Origin of the sequence: Eubacterium ventriosum (genome assembly GCF_025150745.1) — a bacterium.
In the GTDB taxonomy this organism is placed as follows: Bacteria; Bacillota; Clostridia; order Lachnospirales; family Lachnospiraceae; genus Eubacterium_G; species Eubacterium_G ventriosum.
Map to the genome: position 1 here is coordinate 889,163 of NZ_CP102282.1, position 22,196 is coordinate 911,358.

Below are 22,196 nucleotides of genomic sequence, written 5' to 3' on the forward strand. Positions count from 1 at the left end.
GAGAGAGGAAAATGAGAAATTACGAGAATCCGTTGGTAACCAGCGAAAATAGAATGAATCCTAGGAGTTACTATATTCCTGAAGGAGTATCGGAACTTCAAATGTTAAATGGAGAGTGGAGTTTTAAATATTACAAACGAGACATTGATGTCAAAGATGAAATTGCAGACTGGGACAAGATAATGGTTCCTTCCTGCTGGCAGTTACAGGGATATGATGATTTAAATTATACCAATATTAATTATCCATATCCTGTAGATCCACCTTATGTTCCGGATGATAATCCATGTGGAGTATATCAGAGAGAGTTTGATATAAAGAAAGTATGGGGAAAGATTTATTTTGTGTTGGAAGGTGTTTCTTCCTGTGCGTATATATATGTTAATAAAGAATATGTAGGATTTACACAAGGAAGTCATTTACAGGCAGAGTTTGACATTACGAAGTTTGTGACTAAGGGAACGAATACGATTCAGGTAAGAGTTTTAAAATGGTGTTGCGGAAGTTATTTGGAAGATCAGGATTTTCTAAGATATAATGGTATTTTCAGGGATTGCTATATTCTACAGCGTCCGAAAGATCATATAGAAGATGTGAGGATTTTATCAGATGCGGAGAAGATTTCAGTAGATGTGGGAAAAGAAGCAGATATTGCATTATTAGATGCAGAAGAAAATGTTCTTCAGTTGGAGAGGAATGCATGCAATGTAGAATGGAAGATAGAGAATCCTATATTGTGGAATGCGGAAAAACCATATTTGTACACAATCAAAATTAAGCGAAACGGAGAAGAAATTGTCCAGAAAACAGGAATGAGAAGTATTGCTATTTCGGAAAAGTCAGAACTTTTGATTAATGGTGTGCCTGTAAAACTACATGGGGTAAATCATCATGATACAGATCCAAAAACGGGCTGGTATCAGACCCCGGAAGCACTGGTGAAAGATTTAAGATTAATGAAAGAATTGAATATTAACTGTATTCGTACCTCACATTATCCACCGACACCGCATATGATTGAACTGTGTGATGAAATGGGATTTTATGTTATTCTGGAAAATGATATGGAAACGCATGGATTTCGTATGAGAAATCCTAATGAAGAGGACCGATATGATATAGAGACAGGAGAATGGCCATGTCAGAGAGCCGAATGGAAGAAAGAGATGGTTGAGCGTATGCAAAGAACTGTTATGCGGGATAAGAACCATACCAGCGTTATTATGTGGTCATTAGGAAATGAAAGTGCTTTTGGAGAAAACATGAAAGAGATGGTCCGCTTCATTAGAACGCAGAAGGATTGTCGTTTAATACATAGTGAAGATGCCAGCAGATTAGGAGAAAGTGATTATGTAGATGTACATTCTACAATGTATCATTCTCTCGAAGAAGTAGAAGCGTTTTTTAAAACAGGAAGCAAACAGCCATATTTTTTCTGTGAATATTGCCACGCTATGGGAAATGGACCGGGGGATATATATGATTATAATGAACTGATTCATGCAACGCCACAAATGATAGGAGGATGTGTATGGGAATGGGCAGATCATGTTGTTTTGGATGAAAAGGGAGTACAGAGATACGGTGGAGATTTTCAAAATGAAAAAACACATGACAGTAATTTCTGCTGTGACGGTATGGTTTTTTCTGATAGAAGTATTAGAAGTGGTTCCTTAGAAGTAAAAACAGCATATCAGCCAATGGTGACGCAGTATGAGAATGGCGTGCTTACAGTAACAAACAGATATGATTTTACAAATATGGAAGATTGTGAATTTACATATGAAATACAGGCAGATGGGGAAACGATTGTATTCAGAACGATGAAACTGGCGATAGAACCACATGAGAGCCTGAAATTAAACATAGATGTGCCAAAGGTAGAATATCAATATGGATTGTATTTAAACTGCAGATTATACAAAGATGGGAAGGAGTATGCTGTCACACATCATAAGTTAGCAGATACCCCGGCAAGACAGAAAAGTGATGAAGCAGCGGTACAGGCAGTGTATGAAGGAGAAAATGTGGTTATAACCGGGGAACATTTTCGATATGTATTTTCCAGACATTATGGAACATTTACGAGTATGAAAATCAATGGAAAAGAGCAATTGGCAGGACCAATGAGACTTACAGCATGGCGGGCACCTACGGATAATGACTGTAATGCACAGTTAGAGTGGGGCGGATTAGAGAGTTACCGTCAAAATGGCAGAAGTGAAAATTTAGACAAACAGTTTTCTAAAATATATGATTGCGAAATCAAGGATGGAAGAATTATTGTAAAAGGAGCCTTAGCTGGAGTAGCGAGAAGACCATTTTTTAAATATATGATGTCAGTTAATGTTACAAAGGATGGTAGGATTGATATACTTTTAGAAGGCAACGTTCATGAAAGAACAAAATATTTGCCGAGACTTGGTTTTGAGTTTGATATTCCCGAAAGTAATGCAGCATTTACATATTATGGACGTGGAGAAGGTGAAACATATTGCGACGAGTGCCATTATGCAACGATTGGCATGTATGAAAGTAATGCAGAAAAAGAATATGTTCATTATGTGAGACCACAGGAACATGGAAATCATATAGATGTTAAGATGCTGAAAATAGGAAATTTAAAGTTTGAAACAGAAAAGACATTTGAATGTAAGGTCTCTCAGTATAGTACAGAAGTGTTAACCAGAGCACAGCATACGGATGAATTAATTAAGGATGGAAAAACACATGTAAGGGTAGACTATAAAGTTTCAGGTGTAGGTTCTAATGCCTGTGGACCATTTCTGGCTGAAAAGTATCAGTTAAATGATAAACAGATATGTTTTGAAGTAGAGATAAGCCCTGATGAACATTATGAGTAAAAATAATAAAGTATATTATAGTGAAAGGGGATGAAAAATTACCCTGACAGATGACCTGCATCAGCTAATGCTGATGCAGGTTTTTTCATTTCAAAACGATGTTTGAAAGTTGTTAGAATACAAAAAAGTCCCAAAAAACAATAAAACCCAACAAAAAAATATATCATTTTAATTTTATAAGAGAGATAATTTAAAATAAGGAAGAAACTCGTGAACAGTTGTATGGAGAAATTATAAAGAAGAATAGTGAGTTGAAAAGTCGGGAAATTGATGTAGAAGCATTTGAAAAGATGAGAGAGCTTGGAGATGAAAAGTTGTCGTTTAGGTAAGGTATATTAAATAAAAAATTTTTAAGTTAAAATCTATTTAATATATAGTAGTATGAATATTTAGTAACAAATAAAGAATACTATAATATATATACAGTATATTATCAAAAATATATTTTGACGGCGTGACTAAAAGAATATACATTAAGTATAGAAAAAGAATATAGCATTGCACAATGTGGATTCAGAAATTTTTTATTCAATAGACACTGACTACTCAAAAAAAACCACATTTAGGAATACTTACTACTTGTAATGGCAGAAAATATGTTATTCCGCTTACTTCAGCAAAGAGAAAGCATGCTAGTTGGAGAAATGTTACTACAACCAATTATCGTGTATATGAAGAAATTGATACAAGGGCAACAATAGTGGATAAATATGATATTATTGTTGATGAAACAGATTTAAATAAACTTAGACAAAAAGGAATTCCAGAAGATGAGCAGAGACGAAATCTTATGGTAAAAGAATATTTTTTCTGCAAAAAGTACAAAAAACAGATTGAAGCTAAAGCAAAAAAAATCTATGAAAAGCAGATGGTGACAGGGGTTGTTGCTCCATACCATTGTAATTATAAAGTTTTAGAATCTGTTGCAGATACATACAAATAAATAATTGATGATTTACATCTATAAAAAGTATTGTTATGAATTACTTTTTATAGATGTTTTTTTATAAAATCGTAAAAAAATACCTTAAACATATCTCTGTAAAAGTAACTGTTAGTTTGCAAAAATAGTAGCACGGGAAAACTAGCAGTTGAAATTGCAATTAAAGTATGTATTTTCATTTAAACATTTTCATATACTGATGACGGTCAGATTGAGGGTGGTTCTCAGAATATGAGCATAGAATTATTATTCAAGATAGCAGACACCTTGGAAACTGATCCAAATACAATCTTAGGAGTTAAGAACAACGTAGCATCTGTGGATGAAGCATTAAATGAGCTTCCATTAGAGATGAAATCAAAACTCTCCGTACTATTTGGAGCAATGATTAATCAGATAAAAGAACAGGATGTGATTAATTAGAAAAACAGACGATATGAACTATTTTTTCTTTTCTCATAATTAGAAGTTCATATCATATTTGAATATAGTTTTTTTCCATAATTTTTTTGGAGAACCTTCAGGAATACAAAACCTGAAGTCTCGTAAGACGCAGTTGAGGAATAGACGGATTTATACTATAATTTAATTTGAAAAGTTATACCCAAGGGTAAGCAAAAACTCATCTTCCGATTGCAATCGTATGTCACGGATTTATGGCATGGCAAGACAGTGTGAAACATTATGCGGCTTTTTTGGCTGAAATGGGATATGTTGCATTTACATTTGATTTTTGTGGCGGTTCTGCTATGTGTGGAAAAAGTGACGGAAAAACCACAGAGATGTCTGTTCTGACAGAAACCAAAGATCTGAAAGCGGTCATTGAATATGTTAGAAATCTTTCCTATACAGATTCTGAAAAAATTTTATTGATGGGATGCAGTCAGGGCGGTTTTGTGTCTGCTTTGGTGGCAGCAAAGAACAACTTTCCGATAGAAAAACTTGGCCTGTTTTATCCGGCATTGTGTATCCCGGATGACGCCAGAGCCGGAAAAATGATGATGGCAAAATTTGATCCGCAAAATGTTCCCGATACTTTCCGCTGCGGACTGATGAAATTGGGGTGTTGCTATGCAATGGATGTCATGCAAATGGATGCCTTTGCAGAAATTAAGAACTACGCCGGCAGGGTGTGCATCGTGCATGGTACAAAGGATAAAATCGTAGATGTTTCTTATGCCAAACGTGCGGCAGAAGCATATAAAAGTACGATGCCGATCGGAATGCAAGATTCCAAACGGGTGCAACTTCATTTTATAGATGGCGGAGGGCATATGTTTTCGAAAAAGCATGATGTCATTGCAATGAAATTATTAAAAGAATTCGCCGCAAAACACGAATGATTTTCATCTGATACCATATGGACAAATCTCCACCTTTAAAGACTTGACAGTTGATATAATCTGCCATCACCTCGGAACATTCGTGTTCCGAGGCTTTTTTATGCCCGAATACTGCTTTTTACGGCGGTATTCGAGCAAAGTGTCTGCGTTCTTTGCAAAATTTCTTTTATATTTTTCAAGGTGTACTCGGTCGGAACTCCTATGCCGATGTCATTCGTTCCGATTAAAATCACAAGATTTTTCGGGTTTATGTTCAAGGCGTTACATTCGAGCCTTTCCAACAATCTGTCGCTGTCAACGGCAAACAATCCCGCACCGATTGCGCCGCAAAATTCAGGATTATCGGATATGAAAATCTTTGTGTTCAACCGCTTTTGCAACACTTTTTTCAAAAACGTGTTTTCGGGCAGATGAAATAGTCCCCCTTGGCTTGCAACTAAACCTAAAAATCGCATAATTTTTAAGGCTTTTGCCCTGTTTTGGGCAGAAGCCTTTTTGCATATTTAATAAGATTTTCTTCTTCGTGTAATATTAAATGTGTCGGCTGTAAAATTAACAAAAATTTAATTGGATTTTCATTGACCCATATAACACCTTACAATATAATAAAAGCAAATATATAGCTTATAAAGGAGATTCCTTAATGACGAAAAAAATAACCGCAATATTCTTGGCATTGTGCATGGCAATTTCCGTTTTGCCGATGACCATTCAGGCGGCATCAAAGCCCGATATTAAAGTTGGCGACTATGTTAAAATGGGCGCGTATAACAATGCCTCAATTCTTTGGCGATGTGTAAGCATTGACAATAACGGACCGCTTATGCTTGCAGACAAAATTGTTGACACCCTTGCATATGATGCCAAAACAAATGACAACAGCAATTCAAAATCACACAGCAGAAGCTATAAGCGTGATGATTACGGTTCTAACTATTGGAAAGACAGCAATATGCGTTCTTGGTTAAATTCGACCGCAGCTGAAGGCAAAGTCGATTGGCTTTGTGGCAACCCTCCGAAAGACGGATATGTAAGCGGTGTGGGAGCGTACAACGAAAAAGCGGGTTTTCTCAACGCTTTTTCAAAATCTGAAATTGCGGCAATGAAAACCGTTACCCAGCGTTCTCTCGTTTCTCATCCCGAATACAACAAGGGCATAGTTGATGGAGACGCAAATTCGGATTTGTTATACTACACCGATATTTCGGAAGCGGTGGCAAACTACGACAGTTCATATTTTGAAACTACAACCGAAAAGGTTTTTCTTCTTGATGTAAAGCAGGCTAATGCCGTGTGGAAAAATCTCAAAGGTTATTATGTTGCGTATAATAATGACGGTATGGCTTGGCCTTATTGGCTTCGCACTCCTGTTACCGATTGCAATCACGATATGCGTTATATCAGTTCATCGGGTCAGGTCGGTCGTTATGCTCCGTGGTATTCCGATTTGGGCGTAAGACCTGCATTTTATCTCGATTCCGAATATTTTGTTACAACTTCCGGCAGCGGCTCACAAAGCAGTCCTTATATCGGCTCTGCTCCAAATAAGCAAGAGGATGATTATACAATTTCGGAACCTGCCGAGGACGCAAATCCCGATTGGAATGTCAGCACCGAGCAAAGCATTCAGCTCACCCTCGGCCCGTGGTATTCAAATGACGGAAAATATTCTAATCCTACCATCCCTGTTTATACCATCCAAAAAACACGCAGCGACACGGAAAATATGGTTGTTGTCGTTTGCGGCGAGGGATACACAAAAAGTCAGCAGGGCAAATTCATCAATGATGTCAAACGACTTTGGCAGGACGCTATGAAATATGAACCGTATCGCAGTTATGCCGACAGATTCAATGTTTACGCTCTTTGCACAGCTTCCGAATCGACTTTTGACAATGGTGGAAGCACCTTCTTTGATGTTATAGTCGACAAATATAATTCGCCTGTTATTTCTAATAATCTCCACGGAAGTCAGTGGAAAAATCATATTTTTGAGAGATGTATCGGTCCTGAATTTATCGAGAAAATTCACGATGCTCATATCAAAAAAAAGTGTGATCCAAACACAATTCCGTCCGGTTCGGAATATGAGCCTTATTATTATGTTCACGATTATATTGCTCAGTTCGCTATGGTTGTAAACACAAAATCAGATTTCGGAGGTGCTTATAATAACCGTGAATACGGCTTCCATTATTTCATTTCGCCATCAGACAGTTATCGTGCGTCAAAAACTTTTGCACACGAGTTTGGACACGGTTTGCTCGGTCTCGGTGATGAATACAGTAACGGATATTTGCTTGACGATAAGGAACTTAAATCACTCAATCTTTCCTCGGTTGAAGACCCGGAAAAGATAAAATGGCGACAGTTTTTAGGTTTTAGAAACACATATACCTGCCGCAATGCTTACGGCTCAAAAATGCTTGTTTCAAGTTATGAGTGCATAATGAGAGACACAAACTATCAATTCTGTGAGGTTTGCCGTTTGCAGGGCTTCAAGCGAATGTCTCAGCTTGTTAAGGATGTAGACCTTTATGTTGCAACTCCCGAGGTTAAGGAATATACGGGCGCTTATTCAAAGCCGTCTGATTTTACCGACCTTGAAACAAGTTCATATTATAATTACACATATAATCGCAATGACCGACTTTTGAGCGGCAACAGCAAAAGCAGATTTAATACTAATATGAACGGTAAAAAAATCGAGCTTAGAACTGTTATTCAAAACATTTCAGATAAAAATGCACGACAATTAAAATTCAAAATGTGGATTAAGCACTCCGACGGAAGTGTTGCGACCGATTCATCGGGGAATCCGCTTCAAACAGTACAAACCTTTGACATTCCTGTTTGGAATGATAAGGCAAATTTCTGGCCGCTCGGTGCTTTGGATCACATCAAAAGCGACTTTAATTCAGGCTTAAAGAGTTGCTCGCTTATTTATCAAATTCCGTCTGATGCACAGCTTAAGAGCGGCGATACCGTGGCATTTCAGGTGCTCGATGAAAACGGAAATGTGCTTGCAGACGACAATACGGAAACACAGCGCTACACAACCGTTTCAATTCAGTATAAATTTGAGGACGGCTCTGAAATTCCAAACACTGCCGGCGGAACATTTACCGTGCCATACGGCACAAAGCTTGATTTAACACCGGCAAAAACACTTTATGATTATGAATTTATAAAGGTTGACGGCTTGAATAAGCCTATTGTTTCGGACGGAACGGTTGTTACATATTATTACAAAAATAAAAACGAAGAACACACTCACAATCTGACTTTGGTTGCTGCGAAAGCTGCCACCTGCACTACTGCGGGCAATTCCGCATACTACACCTGCGATGGCTGTGACAAGTGGTTCGCAGATGCAACAGGATCGATAGAAATTACCGATAAAACCAGTGTGAAGATTCCGGCTCCCGGACATACCGCAGGCACAGAATGGAAGTCTGATGATACTAACCACTGGCATGAATGTTCTCGTTGCCACGACAAAAAGGACGAAGCGGCTCACAGCGCCAGCGAGTGGATCATTGACACGGCAGCTACCGAAACCGCAGAAGGCGCTAAGCATAAGGAATGCACCGTCTGCAAGAAGGTTCTTGAAACCGCAACGATCCCCGCAACAGGCAGCAGCCATACCCACAGCTACGGCGTATACGTTGGAATGACATATACGGCAGGAAATTTAATATACCAGATTACATCAATTGATACTGCAACATTAGGACAATCAAAGGTTATTGGTGTAGTAGCTGCTAAGAAGAATAAAATAACAAAGATTACAATTCCGGACAGAGCAGATTGTAAGGGATATAGATTAAATGTAACAACAATTGGTAACAATGCGTTTGCCGGCTGCAAGGCCCTTAAGAAGCTTACAATAGGTAACAAGGTAACTGTTATCGGAAAAAATGCATTTAAGAAGTGCTCAAAACTTAAAACAGTAGTAATTGGAAAAGCAGTTAAGACAATAAGTTCTAAGGCATTTATAGGAGATAACAAGATTAAGAAGATTACATTCAAAGGTAAAAAACTTAAGACTGTAAATAAGAATGCATTTAGCAAGAAAGCAAAGAAAAACATTAAGTCTAAGAAGACTAAACTTAAAGGAAATAAGAAAGCCATTAAGTTGTTTAAGAAGAAACTTAAAATTAAATAATTAAAAAGTAATTAAAGAGGCTGGCTTTTTAAGAGATGGACATGTCATGTATGTCTTGTATTCTGCGAAAAGGTAGCCTCTAATAAGTTTAATAAGAGGGAGATAAAATGAAAAAATAGCAGTTTGTTTACTAAGTGTTATAACTATGGTAGCTACATTGCATGTCCCGGCTCCGGCATACGGCATTTGTTTTATCAAATGGCTCTAGTTTGGCTCTATTTGTGGGTGGAGAAATGTATAATCATTGCAGAGCAGATGCAGACAGCCATAGCTGAGAACAGCCGGACGGCACTTGACCAGAATGAATATGAAAGAAGATATGCTGACCTTACCGAAAGGTACAATACCATCAAAGCAGATTATGACAAGATTTCAAAACAGATTGAAAGCAAAAAGGCTCAGAGAGAATTATTCAAGGGATTCATCCGGGCATTGGAAAAATAGGGTGCTTTGGTAGAGGAATTCGATGAGGAACTTTGGAGCAGCCTTGTACAGGAAGTGGTGGTAAAGTCAAAGGATGATATACTATTCATCTTTAAGAACGGATTTAAGATAAAGACGAGATAAATTAAATCCTGATTTGACACATATTGTAATAGAAGAAAAAATACAGAAATTTGATTATAAAAGGTCAGATTCGTCAGCAACCATCGGGCTTGACGGGTTTGACCTTTTATATTGCAGAAATATGACATAAAATGGATATGCGAATCTGCCGATATAAGGTATAATAGGTGTGTTGAGTTTAACAAATCGAGATTTGTGGAGAAGAGTAATTTGCTGGTATTAAATAAATTAGAGCGGTTGCTAACGGTATGTAAAGTCAAAAACATTGATGATATAGATTTCAGATGCTTTAAACCCAAAGAAAATTATACGAGGAGTGATTATTAGCATGAAAGTTCAGCATATTGCAATCGAAGGAAAATATTTCTTTATCAACACTGATATGATTATCAGACGCAGTTCATACCCTTCTGATCTGAAGGAGTATAATATCGTATCTAAACTTCCAGGACTTGTGTGCAGAGGAGGAAGCTGCATTATTGATTCATATGGGCATTATTTGACAAAACCTGTCTGGGATAAAGAAACTATCATTTACGCAGAACTTGATATGAATTTGCCTGCCGCCTGCAAAATGGAGCATGATGCAATCGGACATTATGCCCGTCCGGATGTACTTGAATTAAAAGTCAATGAAAAATAACAATAAAAAAACACTAAAGAAATTGGCAATCCTTGTAATAGGTTCTATAATTGCGGCTTATGGAATTACACTTGCACTGTATGCTGGATTTGGCGGAGCTACGCTTGCGGTGCTGTGGCAGGGGATTGCAAGAACATTTCACATAAGCATTGGCACAGCATCTTTTGTTGTAGCATTGGGAATGATTTTGTTTGCGCTCATTTACGATAAAAGTCAGATTCATATAGGAACTGTGTTGTACCAGATTGTATACAGTATCTGTGTAGATTTGTTTGCTAACTGCCATATTTACAGTACCTATAAGTGGATCAATTTTTTAATTATGTTGTTAGGAGTGGTTTTGTTTGCTGTCGGAACAGGACTATATGCGTCGGCATCCCTTGGTAGAGGCTCCTATGAGGCAGTCACTTTTGCTTTAGCAGAAAAAAATCACTGGCAGATTAAATTTGTTCGAATGGCATTGGATATTTTGGTTGTTGTTACAGGTGTTTTGTTTGGCGGAAAGTTTGGTGTATGCACGCTTATTACAGTTATCATTTCAGGCCCAATTATACAATTTGTTAATGCGAAAGCAAAACAAGTTTTAAAGATATGATAGTAAAGAAACTTACAACTTAGAATTTGATGGGATGGTGATATTATGAAAAAGATAATGGCAGTTGTGCTATGGTTGCTTGCTTGTACGGTTTTGCTTGCAGGGTGCAACACTTCCTCCGAAAGCAATGAAGAACAGCCCTTAAAGGTATATTCATTTAGCGGAGAAAATAAATATATTTCTGTGTCGAATGGTGTAATTATTTTAGATGGCAAAGATGAAATTTGTTATGGTGGCGATTTGAAAGTGATGTCAGACGATTTTTCTGATATTACCACATACTCAACTACCATCTATATCAATGGAAGTGAAAAAGAAATTTTGATTTCTAATGGTGCTGATGATCAGACAGGTGGGACAATAGATGTTTCTGGAAATATTGGAAAAATTTCTGGTGACATTCTTAGAGATAGTGACGATAAGTTGACTGATAATTTGTGGTTTGAATTGAAAACAACCAATTTGAGCGGAGAAGAAAACACTTATCAGGTACAATTAAAGACAACTGAAATCACAAAGGAAGTCAAAAAGTAACTTCTAACTTCAAGTTTATGGGGAGTCACCGTTATGATTAGAGAACTTCAAAGGGATGATATAAATAAAGTTGCAGATATATGGTTGGATACGAATATAAAGGCACATAATTTTATCCCCGACGAATACTGGAAAAGCAATTTCAAATCAGTAAAAGAAGCGTTGTTATTAGCAGAGGTTTATGTGTATGAGTATGATACAGAAATACAGGGTTTTATAGGGTTAAATGATGAATATGTTGAGGGCATTTTTGTTTCTGGTGAAATGCAATCGCAGGGTATAGGTAAAATTCTGCTGAATTATGCAAAGGATAAAAGGAATAAGTTGCACTTGAACGTATACCAAAAGAACGCACGGGCAATATCTTTTTACAAGAGAGAAGGATTTGAGATTCAGCATAGTGGATTAGATGAGGCTACCGGAGAAAAAGATTATGTAATGACATGGCAACACAAATAGAAATTCCAGTTTGTATAACAGGAAAATTTAAATTTAACGCTTGAAAAAAGGAGAAATAAACATGGCAAAGAAAGAAGAAAGATTTGAAGTTACATTTAGAGACGGAAGTCAGCTTAAGGATGAAGGAGTTCGCCAAATCCTTGTAGATAAGGAGACTGGGGTTAACTATCTTTGTTGGAAATCTGGATATGGAGCGGCTATTACACCTCTTCTGGATTCAGAAGGAAAAGTCATAGTTACAAAGTAAAATCGGTAGTTATGGAGGTGAAAAATGTATTTCACAGACGAAAAAGACTATATTATGCGAATGATAAAAGAAATGGTAAGAGTATTATTTTCTTTAATGTTTGGGAAAAAGTATGTTTCTGTTGAACTTGAAAAAGAAAATAAATATGAAGTATCAGGGAAAAATTTGAAAGATTTTCTTGATATGATTGATTCTGGGGAAATTAACGAAGCAGAGAATATACTTTTAGATAGCATTGATTATACAGACAGAAATGAGGTAATGGCAGCAGCTCTTTTCTACCAATACCTTAGTGAGAAGGATAGTGAGTTTTTGAAAAATAATAATTATACAAAAGAAGAAGTGATGTCTGGTTTTAAGCAATTACTTATGCAGTCAGGATATACTGATTTGCTATGTTTGGTCAAAGCTGAAGAGTAATGTAGAAAATCCAAAGAGATAAGAGTGATTGGCTGAAAGGAGAAATTGTATTATATGTTCTATATTGTTTTTGACTTTATGATGGCAGTGATTATGTTTTTGTTTGGAATGTGGTTTTATAAATCAGAAGGAAAAGCTACTAAATTCTTGTCGGGTTATAATATGAAATCAGCGGATGAACGAAAGAAATACGATGAGAATGCTATGTGTAAGGCATATGGAAAAAGAATGATGTTTATGTCAGTTCCTTTTATTATTGGAATAATCATAGATATCCAATATCAAGGAATAGGCTGTTGGATCGCATGGGGGATATGGCTTATTATGTTTGTTTTGTTGCTTATTGATAGACATAAAAGAGAACGTTAAATTCCCATTTATTGGGAAGTCGCTGAGAACGAAAAATCGAAGTTTGTGATGGTAGATAATATGGAATGACTTAATGTTTTTGGGCTGATTTTTATTGCAGTCATTATGATACCCAATGTTGTATTTGCGATTAAGTGCAAAGATGGATTTGATAATAAGTGGAACAATAAATATGTTGAGGTCACAGAACAAGTAGGGAGATTGGGTTGTTTCGGATTCATGATAATCAATATTCCGGGAACTTGTTTCGGGGGGTGGTCTGACGAAGCATTTGCACTATATCTGATTGTAGATACCATATTGGTAATCAGATTTCCTGTCCGGATGATTTTATGGATCTGTATGAAAAGCCTTATCAGAGATGCAGTATCGTTTTTTTCGTTTCTTGTGAAAAAATTTGTAGTTATTTGTAAAAATTTGTCGAAAAGTGTGCTATATTTTAATCTGCTGACAAGCGGAAAGTTATATGAACACCTTGCCGAAATTGATACTTCGGCTCGTGATATGGCGGAATATCTGATAAAGGAAATGGCAAAGAAGCAAGGTGTAACAGAAGAACTGAAAGCAACGGATATGATGAGATGGATAGGATTGATGAATAACATTCGAGCCTGTGCCGATGAGATTGTAATGAATGATATTGTGTATTCCTAACGGATACCAACCGAAGAAGAACTGCTGTCAAACCGATGGCAGTTTTTCTTTTTCGGCAAGTATTCAAGAAGTCATTAAGTTGCGAGTATAATCGAAGTGGTAGAAAAGTTATCTATTATACCGGTTGTAACTTTTTTATGAACTCTATTGACAAGAAAACTTGGTATGTGTATAATTAAAACATGCAAAGAAAACTTGGCATGGAGGTGTTTTTATGAAAAAGGACGAAATCTTAAATGCAAGCAGAAAAGAACATCGCAATAAGGACTTGGCTGAAATGGAAGTGGTATATCAAGCCGGAAGTCACGCAAGCAGAGTTGGTGCTTTAGTGTGTTGTTTGCTTTCGCTGTTATCTTCTGTGCTTGCTCATACTATGATTTACAGTCCGTGGGTTATATACTTCAGCATTATTGCAACACAATGGTTAGTTCGTTTTATCAAAATGAAGCGAAAGAGTGATTTGGTCTTGACCGTTCTGTTTTTTGTGCTTTCCATTTTTGCATTTGTTGGATTTGTTAGCCACCTTTTAGAGGTGAGAATATGAAAGAACAATTACAACTGAAAAATCACTTAAAGGAAGTTCGCACAGAAGCAAATCTTTCTCAAGCTCAGCTTGCAGAAATGGTAGGGGTATCAAGAAATACCATTAGTTCTATTGAAACAGGACAGTTTAATCCAACTGCAAAATTGGCTCTAATTCTTTGTATTGCATTGGACAAAAAATTTGAGGAACTATTCTATTTTTAGGAGGTCACTATGGAAAATATTATACTGTTGATTTTGGGAGTGTTCATATCTGTTGTGGGAATTGTAAATATCAAAGGCAATATCAGCACAATTCACTCTTATAACAGGCGAAAAGTAAAGGAAGAAGATATACCAAAGTATGGAAAAACAGTCGGCACAGGAACGCTGATTATAGGAATATCTCTTATATTAGGTTTTATTGTTTCGTTTTGGAGTGAAATAATTATAGATTATATCATTCTTCCAGCAGTTATTGTCGGATTAGGCTTTATATTGTATGGACAGTTCAAATACAATAAAGGAATTTTTTGAGAATCAGGGAGGTATAAAGATGGAATTGAACACAATATCAGGTCTGGCGATAGCGGGAGTTATCTGCTCCGTTGTCCCATCTATGTGATTGAAATTGGTGTCTTTGTGATGGCAGCCGGAACTCTTGTTATGGCGCTGAAGATGGGAAGGATGGAAGAACTGTGAATTCCAGTTTTCTGCTATCATAAAACAGAATATATCTTACAGAACGCACCGTAGAAATACGGTGTTTTTTGTTATCCCAAACCCACAATTTCATACACAACCACAGGTTAGTACAAATACCTTGCGATTTTTTGAAAGGCTTAGAAAGGAAATTTCCCCTGATTTTCGCCCTGAGAAATGACACAAACAAGGCTTAATGTATCTTTCCTGTGGTTTTTATTTTCGGCAGGAAAGGAGGATTGCTTGCTCTGCCGAGAAAGGAGAACGAAATGGCGAAAAGCAACAAGGCGGATATGAGTTGTGCAAGGGTAAAAAGTACACCGTTTCTGATGTGAGCAAGGCGGAAAGGCACAACGAACGCAAGAATGAAACCTATGAAAATATAAATATGATTGAGGAACGCATACCCTATAATGTGCATTTCAAAAAGCCTTTTGCTCCGACCTATATGGAGCAATTAAAGCAGATGGAAGCTGACGGTATGGTGTCGCTTCGTGGGTTGAGAAAAGACGCAACGCTCTTTAACGAGATTGCGATTAAGTGCAAAGATGGATTTGATAATAAGTGGAACAATAAATATGTTGAGGTCACAGAACAAGTAGGGAGATTGGGTTGTTTCGGATTCATGATAATCAATATTCCGGGAACTTGGTTCGGGAGGTGGTCTGACGAAGCATTAGCACTTTCTATTATTCCTTCAATGTTGTTCTTATTTAGTGGGATTATGAGTAGGTCAGTGCTATTGATTATTGCATCAGTATTATTTGCACCAAGTCATATTGTGATTTCATATAAAAATGTAAAATAATATTTACAAATTCCAGTTTGTCATACATGCAAGAACGACTACAACGGTATTGACTCGTGACAATAAAATGACAATATTTTCGTCTTAGACTATATGCAAAAATACTAAAACAGTACAGAAATGAACTGCTAAATACAATAAATATCCTGCTTTATAAAGGAGTAAATTTTTGTGAGTAGGAGTTTGAATAGTAAAAAAAGAAACCATGGGCTTGAGGTTGTATCCTATTTGGTGCTACATGGTTTCTTTTTTGATTTCTTCAATGAATTACAGTACAAATATTTGCTAACTATTTCCTAAGAAATTCCCTCAACCTATCCGGATAATAATTCATTATTAATTCATTATCAACATTCATTGATTCTACCAATGGACCGCAGTGGTCGTAGTTGGCAATATCAGTTGTAAAGTGAGCATCACTTCCCATTATGAAAGGATGATTGTATTTCTTACAGTTTTCGATAATTAATTTCTGGTTTTCTTTTACATTTTTTCTATTTTTATCCCTAAGGGCATTATTATTTATTTCAAGAAGAACGTGATATTCTTTTGCAGCCTGAACAAGGGCTTCGTAATCAAGAGGACAACGGCCGTCGTCAGGATGGCTTATAATGTTCACATTAGGATTCTTAATGGCATTTATTATTGCAGCAGTGTTTTCTTCTTTTGAGCCAAACTTGTAACATACAGAATGGATGCCGGCAATAACAAAATCAAGTCGGTCAATGTATTCCTGACCAAGGTCAAGTGTACCATTGTAGTCAATTATGTTAATTTCCGCACCAAGTCTTAAATCTAATCCAAAAAGGTCTCTTGGAATAACTCTTAAATTTTGAAAATAAATATCAGCACAAGTTCCGGGGATTCCTGAACTGTGTTCAGTGATTCCATAAATTTCAAGTCCTTTGTTTGCTGCTTCTTTACACATTTCTGTAAGTGTGGCATAAGCGTGACCGCTTGCAATGGTGTGAGTGTGCATATCTGCGAGAATTTTGTTCATAGATTTTTCCTCCTGTATACTTCGTTTATTTATGATTACACGGATTGTTGCGTGCTTCGCAGTCCCACAATCCTTCCCCTCAATATTCGCATGTTGTGGGCGCGTCTCAAAGTCATTATCCCTTTATTGTGCAAGCACAAGCGGGATAAGACTTTTTGACGTTGTAATCATTTAATATTGTATCACCATTGTATTGACAATGAAATAAGATAATTATATATTATATAAGGTTAGAAATACTAAACTTTTTGTTTAAAAATAACAAACTCAGCTTTAAAGTATGATTAAAGCTAAAAATAAAAAGGGATAATACTATGGATATAGGAAAAAAGATTAAAGAGTTAAGAATTTTGAAAGGACTTACTCAGGAGGAATTGGCTGATAGGGCAGAGTTGACTAAGGGATTTATTTCTCAGGTTGAGAGGAATCATACATCTCCGTCAATAGCAACTCTTGTGGATATTCTCCAGTGTCTGGGTACGGATTTGAAGAATTTTTTTGAAGATGATGAGGATAATCAGATTGTCTTTTCTAAGGAAGACTATTTTGAGAAGGAAGATAAAGAACTTAAAAATATGATTCAGTGGATTGTGCCAAATGCACAAAAAAATCTGATGGAACCTATTATGGTCACATTAGAGGCAGGCGGTTCAACTTACCCTGACAATCCTCACGAGGGTGAAGAGTTTGGCTATGTTTTGTCAGGAACGATTAAGGTCGTGCTTGGAAGCAAGACTTATAAAGTGAAAAAAGGTGAAACTTTTTATTATGAGGCAAAATATAAGCACTATCTTAAATCAGACAAGGGCGCAAAGGTGTTATGGATTAGTGGCCCCCCAAGTTTTTAAAACAGTTTAGGAGAACGTTATGGAAAAGAAGATTATTGAATTAAAAAATATTAGCAAGAATTTTGAAGACCAGCAGGTTTTAAAGGGGATTGATTTAAACATATATGAAAACGAATTTCTTACATTACTTGGACCAAGCGGATGCGGTAAGACTACTTTGTTAAGAATTATCGGTGGTTTCGAGGAACCAAGTAATGGTCAGTTGATTTTTGACGGAAAGGATATTTCAAAGGTTCCGCCTTACAAAAGAGAAGTAAATACAGTATTTCAGAAGTACGCCCTGTTTCCTTTCTTAAATGTGGCAGATAATATTGCTTTTGGTCTTAATCTTAAGAAAATGGACAAAGACGTCATAGAGAAAAAGGTTAGCAGAATGCTTGAACTGGTAGGCCTTAAAGGCTTTGAAAAAAGAGATGTAACTTTACTTTCAGGAGGTCAGCAGCAGAGAGTTGCCATAGCAAGAGCCCTTGTTAACGAACCTAAGGTATTGCTTCTTGATGAGCCTTTGGGTGCGTTGGATGCCAAGCTTAGAAAAGATATGCAGACTGAGCTTAAAAAGATTCAGAAGGAAGTTGGAATTACATTTATTTTTGTTACTCACGACCAGGAAGAGGCACTTTCAATGTCAGATACAATCGTTGTTTTGAACGACGGTGTTATTCAGCAGATTGGAACTCCAATGGATATTTACAACGAGCCACAGAACAGATTTGTAGCTGAATTTATTGGTGAGTCAAATATTATTGAAGGTAATATGATTAAGGACTGCCTTGTTAATTTTGATGGCATAGACTGGGAATGTGTAGACAAGGGATTTAAGGATAATGAAGATATTGAAGTTGTTTTAAGACCTGAAGACATGGATGTTGTGGAACCGGAGGCAGGTAAGGTTTCAGGAACTATTATTTCAAAAGTTTTTATGGGTGTTCATTATGAATATCTCGTGGAAACTAAAAACAGAAATTATAAGGTTCATACAACAGAAAATTATGAAATTGGGAAAAAAGTAGGACTTACAATTGATCCTTTTGACATTCAGGTAATGCACAAAATGGAGAATTAAGGAGGAAAGAGATGCATCATTATAAAGGCTTAGTGAAACCTTATGTGTTATGGTCTTTTCTGCTAATAGTTTTGCCTTTGGCATTAATATTACTTTACTCCATTACAACAGGGGATAATTCACTTATAACAATACATTTTACATTAGATAATTTTAGAAAAATATCTGATCCTATTTACTTAAATGTTTTTATTAAATCTTTGCAAATGGGACTAATTACAACGGGAGTTTGCCTTGTTTTGGCATATCCAATGGCGTATATTATTTCAAAGTTTGATGAAAGTTCTCAGAATATTTTAATACTGTTAGTCACAATTCCAATGTGGATTAACACATTGCTTAGAACTTATGCATGGATAAGTCTTTTGTCAGACAACGGAATTATTAATTCATTATTTAAACTGTTAGGATTAAATCAGCAGACAATGATGTACACTAATTTTTCGGTTGTTATGGGCTTAGTATGTGATTTGTTGCCATTTATGGTTATTCCAATTCACACATCACTGGCAAAAATGGACCACTCACTTGTGGAAGCTGCAAGTGACCTTGGTGCCAACAGATTTCAGACTTTTACAAAGGTTATTTTGAAATTGTCACTTCCTGGCGTTATAAACGGTGTTTCAATGGTATTTCTTTTGTCTATTTCAAGTTTCGTTATACCACAGTTACTTGGCGGACATCAGTTTGTACTTATTGGTAACCTTATTGAAAATCAGTTTATTTCTGTAGGTGACTGGAATTTCGGAAGTTCCATTTCAGTTATTCTTGCAGTTATTATTTTAGTAATGATGGGATTTATGAAAAAAATAGATCCTGACGAGAATGGAGGTAACTAATGAATAAGAAGAAAATCTCCATAGGACCAAAATTATATATTACATTGTGTTTTATATTTTTCTATTTACCAATTGCAGTTACAATGTTTTTTTCATTTAACTCATCAAAATCCTTAACTAAGTTTACCGGATTTTCACTTAAATGGTATAAGAAACTTTTAACAGACAATGATATTATTGCAGCAGTTTATGTATCTATAAGTATTGCTGTTATTGCCACAATTATATCTACAGTTCTTGGTACAATTACGGCAATCGGACTTTCAAGAAGCAGAAAAATTCTTAGAGAATGGCTTTTGAATGTTAACAATATGCCTATTATGAACCCTGATATTGTTACGGCAATCGGACTTATGATTTTGTTTACGTCAATGAGACTTGAACGTGGATATCTTACAATGCTTTTAGCACATATTGCTTTTTGTACGCCATATGTTATAACAAGTGTTTATCCAAAGGTTCGAAGTATGGACCACAACCTTGCAAATGTTGCCATGGATCTTGGTGCCACACCGTTTCAGGCGTTAACTAAGGTTATTATTCCGATGTTAAAACCGGGAATTTTTGCAGGAATGCTTCTTGCATTTACAATGTCACTTGACGATTTTGTTGTTTCATATTTTGTAACAGGAAACGGTGTTTCCAACATTTCAATTGTTGTTTACAATATGACAAAGAGAACAAATCCTACAATTAACGCTTTGTCAACATTGCTTATTCTTGTGGTTGTTTTGATTTTGGTTGGTGTAAATGTTATACCGGCTCTTGCAAAAAAAAGACACAAAAAGGTTGAAATGTCAGCATCACACAATAGTCCCCTTAAAAAGATTGGTGTGGCTGTTGCAACTGTTGGAGTTTTGGCAGTGGCAGTATTTTGTGGGGCAAGATTTTCAGCCATTAGCAGTAAGCCGGTTCTTCGTGTGTATAATTCAGGGGAATATATGGATACTTCTCTTATTGAGGATTTCCAAAAAGAGTATAACTGCAAGGTTGTATATGAAACATTTGATTCTAACGAAACAATGTATACAAAGCTTCAAAGTGGGGCAGAATATGATGTGATAATACCGTCTGATTATATGATTGAACGACTTATATCAGAAGATTATTTGCAGCCAATTGACTGGAAACTTATAACTAACAAAGACAAGATTATTCCAAAGCTCTTGAAGAATGACTTTGATCCTGATAATAAATACACAGTACCTTATTATTGGGGAACTGTAGGGATTTTGTACGACAAAACAGTTGTAGATGAAAATGACTTAAAAGAAGGTTGGAATATTCTAAGGAATAAGAAATACAGCGGTCAGATTTATATGTATGATTCTGAAAGGGATTCTTTTATGGTGGCTTTGAAAGACCTTGGTTATTCAATGAATACAAGAAATAAAGATGAACTAAAACAGGCGTACAACTGGCTTATTGAACAGAATAATACAATGAAACCTGTATATGTTGGAGATGATGTTATGGACAACATGATTTCAGGTAATAAGGCAATGGCTGTAGTATATTCAGGAGATGGCTCATATGTTATTAATGAGAATGATAATATGGGATTTCTCGTGCCGGATCAGGGAAGTAATGTTTGGACTGACGGAATGGTTATTACCAAAAAGTGCAAAAATACTAAACTTGCTCATCAGTTTATTGATTATTTCTTAAGTTATGATGTGGCAGAGCAGAATACTGATTATATAGGATATGACAGCGCAGTAAAAAGTGTTTATGAATATTTTAAAAATGATGCTTACGCAGGAAATCCGGGCTGTGGACCTGACACGTCAAATCCTAAAAATGAAGTTTTTAAAGACCAGCCACAGGATATAAAGGCGTATAGTTCAAGTCTTTGGACAAAAGTTAAGTCACATTAGAATTTAAAATTTCAATCACACTAAAGTTTTTGGCTTAAAAATTAAATGTAATTTAAATATATTAAATTGAAGTTTATGTTTTGAAATAAATGGGAGAGGGAATCATGGACAAAAATTTTTGGAGGGAATATTTTTCTATTCCTAATATAATGGGATATTTTAGAATAGCGTTGGCAATGTTATATATGTTGCTATTTTACAGGGCGTTAGACGGTGCTCCTTACTGGCCTGTAATTGTGACAATTGTAATCTCGGGAATAACAGATTTCTTTGATGGTAAAATTGCCAGAAGGTTTAATATGATAACAGACTGGGGAAAGATGCTTGATCCAATAGCCGACAAAATAACTTTGGGAGCTATTATTATAAGCATGTCTTTCAAATATTCCATAGTTGTACCCATGGTTGTCTTTTATATAATAAAAGAAGGCTATATGGCGGTTGCAGGAATTATATCAATTAGAGCCGGACACAAAATCGAAGGTGCAATGTGGTATGGCAAAGTATGCACTTTTGCAACTTATGTAATTCTGATTGTATTGCTTTTATTTCCTAATATGCCGGAAGTTATGGTTAATGTTTTGGTTATAGCAGATATGATTATAATGGCATTTACCCTGATAAAATATTTTATTTATCACAGAGGCTTGTGGGAAGAGTTAAGAGGTAAGTTGCCGAAAAACATCGAGAAATAATATGGTATACTACTAGTACAAAATAATTTTTATATA

25 protein-coding genes are annotated in these 22,196 nt (G+C 36.1%); 23 read left to right on the plus strand and 2 right to left on the minus strand.

The features are described 5' to 3' along the window. Positions 1-11: 11 nt before the first annotated feature. The 4 genes from NQ558_RS04010 to NQ558_RS04025 all read left to right on the plus strand — a co-directional run bounded on the left by NQ558_RS04010 (position 12) and on the right by NQ558_RS04025 (position 5,150). Positions 12-2,864, plus strand: coding sequence for a glycoside hydrolase family 2 (locus NQ558_RS04010; RefSeq protein WP_005363327.1), 2,853 nt, complete (start codon positions 12-14; stop codon positions 2,862-2,864). A 538-nt stretch (positions 2,865-3,402) separates the two neighbouring features. After that, on the plus strand, positions 3,403-3,807 hold the full coding sequence (locus NQ558_RS04015) for a type III toxin-antitoxin system ToxN/AbiQ family toxin (protein ID WP_084812571.1): 405 nt from the start codon (positions 3,403-3,405) through the stop codon (positions 3,805-3,807). 231 nt (positions 3,808-4,038) lie between these two features. Beyond that, complete coding sequence (locus tag NQ558_RS04020; protein ID WP_005363324.1) at positions 4,039-4,230, plus strand: hypothetical protein; 192 nt, start codon at positions 4,039-4,041, stop codon at positions 4,228-4,230. A gap of 215 nt (positions 4,231-4,445) precedes the next feature. Further along, positions 4,446-5,150 carry an alpha/beta hydrolase family protein gene (locus NQ558_RS04025; protein ID WP_278183941.1) on the plus strand — a complete coding sequence of 235 codons (705 nt, stop codon included), beginning with the start codon at positions 4,446-4,448 and terminating at the stop codon, positions 5,148-5,150. Between the two features lie 98 nt (positions 5,151-5,248). Here the strand turns inward: NQ558_RS04025 and NQ558_RS04030 are convergent, their stop codons facing one another. After that, positions 5,249-5,605, minus strand: a complete 357-nt coding sequence (locus NQ558_RS04030) for a GDSL-type esterase/lipase family protein (RefSeq protein ID WP_005363313.1) — start codon at positions 5,603-5,605, stop codon at positions 5,249-5,251. 188 nt (positions 5,606-5,793) lie between these two features. On the opposite strand from NQ558_RS04030, the gene NQ558_RS04035 reads away from it, so the two are divergent. The 14 genes from NQ558_RS04035 (at position 5,794) to NQ558_RS13205 (ending at position 15,838) form a co-directional block, all read left to right on the plus strand. Continuing rightward, the gene (locus NQ558_RS04035; RefSeq protein ID WP_005363310.1) at positions 5,794-9,318 is read left to right on the plus strand and encodes a M64 family metallopeptidase; all 3,525 of its coding nucleotides are present in this window, start codon (positions 5,794-5,796) and stop codon (positions 9,316-9,318) included. 225 nt (positions 9,319-9,543) lie between these two features. Next, entirely contained in the window at positions 9,544-9,762 is a 219-nt protein-coding gene (locus tag NQ558_RS04040) for a hypothetical protein (protein WP_207634892.1), read from the plus strand. Positions 9,763-10,213: 451 nt separating this feature from the next. After that, complete coding sequence (locus NQ558_RS04045) at positions 10,214-10,528, plus strand: nitrilase-related carbon-nitrogen hydrolase (RefSeq protein ID WP_005363307.1); 315 nt, start codon at positions 10,214-10,216, stop codon at positions 10,526-10,528. Beyond that, positions 10,518-11,123 (plus strand): YczE/YyaS/YitT family protein, encoded by a 606-nt coding sequence (locus NQ558_RS04050; RefSeq protein ID WP_005363306.1) that lies wholly within the window; start codon positions 10,518-10,520, stop codon positions 11,121-11,123. Before NQ558_RS04045 ends, NQ558_RS04050 begins: the two co-directional genes overlap by 11 nt. A 45-nt stretch (positions 11,124-11,168) precedes the next feature. Continuing rightward, positions 11,169-11,657, plus strand: coding sequence for a hypothetical protein (locus tag NQ558_RS04055; RefSeq protein WP_005363304.1), 489 nt, complete (start codon positions 11,169-11,171; stop codon positions 11,655-11,657). Between the two features lie 33 nt (positions 11,658-11,690). After that, positions 11,691-12,116 (plus strand): N-acetyltransferase, encoded by a 426-nt coding sequence (locus NQ558_RS04060; protein ID WP_005363302.1) that lies wholly within the window; start codon positions 11,691-11,693, stop codon positions 12,114-12,116. Positions 12,117-12,177: 61 nt separating this feature from the next. Next, complete coding sequence (locus NQ558_RS04065) at positions 12,178-12,363, plus strand: DUF6440 family protein (protein ID WP_005342831.1); 186 nt, start codon at positions 12,178-12,180, stop codon at positions 12,361-12,363. A 24-nt stretch (positions 12,364-12,387) separates the two neighbouring features. After that, entirely contained in the window at positions 12,388-12,783 is a 396-nt protein-coding gene (locus NQ558_RS04070; protein ID WP_004614494.1) for a DUF6483 family protein, read from the plus strand. A gap of 54 nt (positions 12,784-12,837) precedes the next feature. Further along, complete coding sequence (locus NQ558_RS04075) at positions 12,838-13,152, plus strand: DUF3784 domain-containing protein (protein ID WP_005342838.1); 315 nt, start codon at positions 12,838-12,840, stop codon at positions 13,150-13,152. A 105-nt stretch (positions 13,153-13,257) separates the two neighbouring features. Beyond that, positions 13,258-13,806, plus strand: a complete 549-nt coding sequence (locus NQ558_RS13200) for a TnpV protein (RefSeq protein ID WP_004853433.1) — start codon at positions 13,258-13,260, stop codon at positions 13,804-13,806. Between the two features lie 214 nt (positions 13,807-14,020). After that, positions 14,021-14,350, plus strand: a complete 330-nt coding sequence (locus NQ558_RS04085; protein WP_005363298.1) for a DUF6442 family protein — start codon at positions 14,021-14,023, stop codon at positions 14,348-14,350. Then, the gene (locus tag NQ558_RS04090; protein ID WP_003865061.1) at positions 14,347-14,553 is read left to right on the plus strand and encodes a helix-turn-helix transcriptional regulator; all 207 of its coding nucleotides are present in this window, start codon (positions 14,347-14,349) and stop codon (positions 14,551-14,553) included. The genes NQ558_RS04085 and NQ558_RS04090 overlap by 4 nt, the downstream gene beginning before the upstream one ends. A gap of 9 nt (positions 14,554-14,562) precedes the next feature. Further along, complete coding sequence (locus tag NQ558_RS04095) at positions 14,563-14,865, plus strand: hypothetical protein (protein WP_004853440.1); 303 nt, start codon at positions 14,563-14,565, stop codon at positions 14,863-14,865. 361 nt (positions 14,866-15,226) lie between these two features. Continuing rightward, complete coding sequence (locus NQ558_RS13205) at positions 15,227-15,838, plus strand: plasmid recombination protein (protein ID WP_004853443.1); 612 nt, start codon at positions 15,227-15,229, stop codon at positions 15,836-15,838. 289 nt (positions 15,839-16,127) lie between these two features. Here NQ558_RS13205 and NQ558_RS04110 read toward each other — a convergent pair whose 3' ends face one another. Next, positions 16,128-16,838, minus strand: a complete 711-nt coding sequence (locus NQ558_RS04110; RefSeq protein WP_005363296.1) for a phosphatase — start codon at positions 16,836-16,838, stop codon at positions 16,128-16,130. Positions 16,839-17,152: 314 nt separating this feature from the next. Here NQ558_RS04110 and NQ558_RS04115 point away from each other — a divergent pair, with 314 nt between their 5' ends. From NQ558_RS04115 to NQ558_RS04135, 5 genes are all read left to right on the plus strand, one after another. Further along, a complete protein-coding gene (locus tag NQ558_RS04115) occupies positions 17,153-17,686 on the plus strand; it encodes a helix-turn-helix domain-containing protein (RefSeq protein ID WP_005363295.1) in 534 nt (177 codons plus the stop codon). 19 nt (positions 17,687-17,705) lie between these two features. Next, positions 17,706-18,749 carry a spermidine/putrescine ABC transporter ATP-binding protein gene (potA, locus tag NQ558_RS04120; RefSeq protein WP_005363294.1) on the plus strand — a complete coding sequence of 348 codons (1,044 nt, stop codon included), beginning with the start codon at positions 17,706-17,708 and terminating at the stop codon, positions 18,747-18,749. Between the two features lie 11 nt (positions 18,750-18,760). Next, positions 18,761-19,588, plus strand: a complete 828-nt coding sequence (locus tag NQ558_RS04125; protein ID WP_005363292.1) for an ABC transporter permease — start codon at positions 18,761-18,763, stop codon at positions 19,586-19,588. Next, positions 19,588-21,465, plus strand: coding sequence for an extracellular solute-binding protein (locus tag NQ558_RS04130; protein WP_005363278.1), 1,878 nt, complete (start codon positions 19,588-19,590; stop codon positions 21,463-21,465). The genes NQ558_RS04125 and NQ558_RS04130 overlap by 1 nt, the downstream gene beginning before the upstream one ends. A gap of 104 nt (positions 21,466-21,569) precedes the next feature. Further along, positions 21,570-22,160 (plus strand): CDP-alcohol phosphatidyltransferase family protein, encoded by a 591-nt coding sequence (locus tag NQ558_RS04135; protein ID WP_198006746.1) that lies wholly within the window; start codon positions 21,570-21,572, stop codon positions 22,158-22,160. The last annotated feature ends 36 nt before the right edge of the window (positions 22,161-22,196 follow it).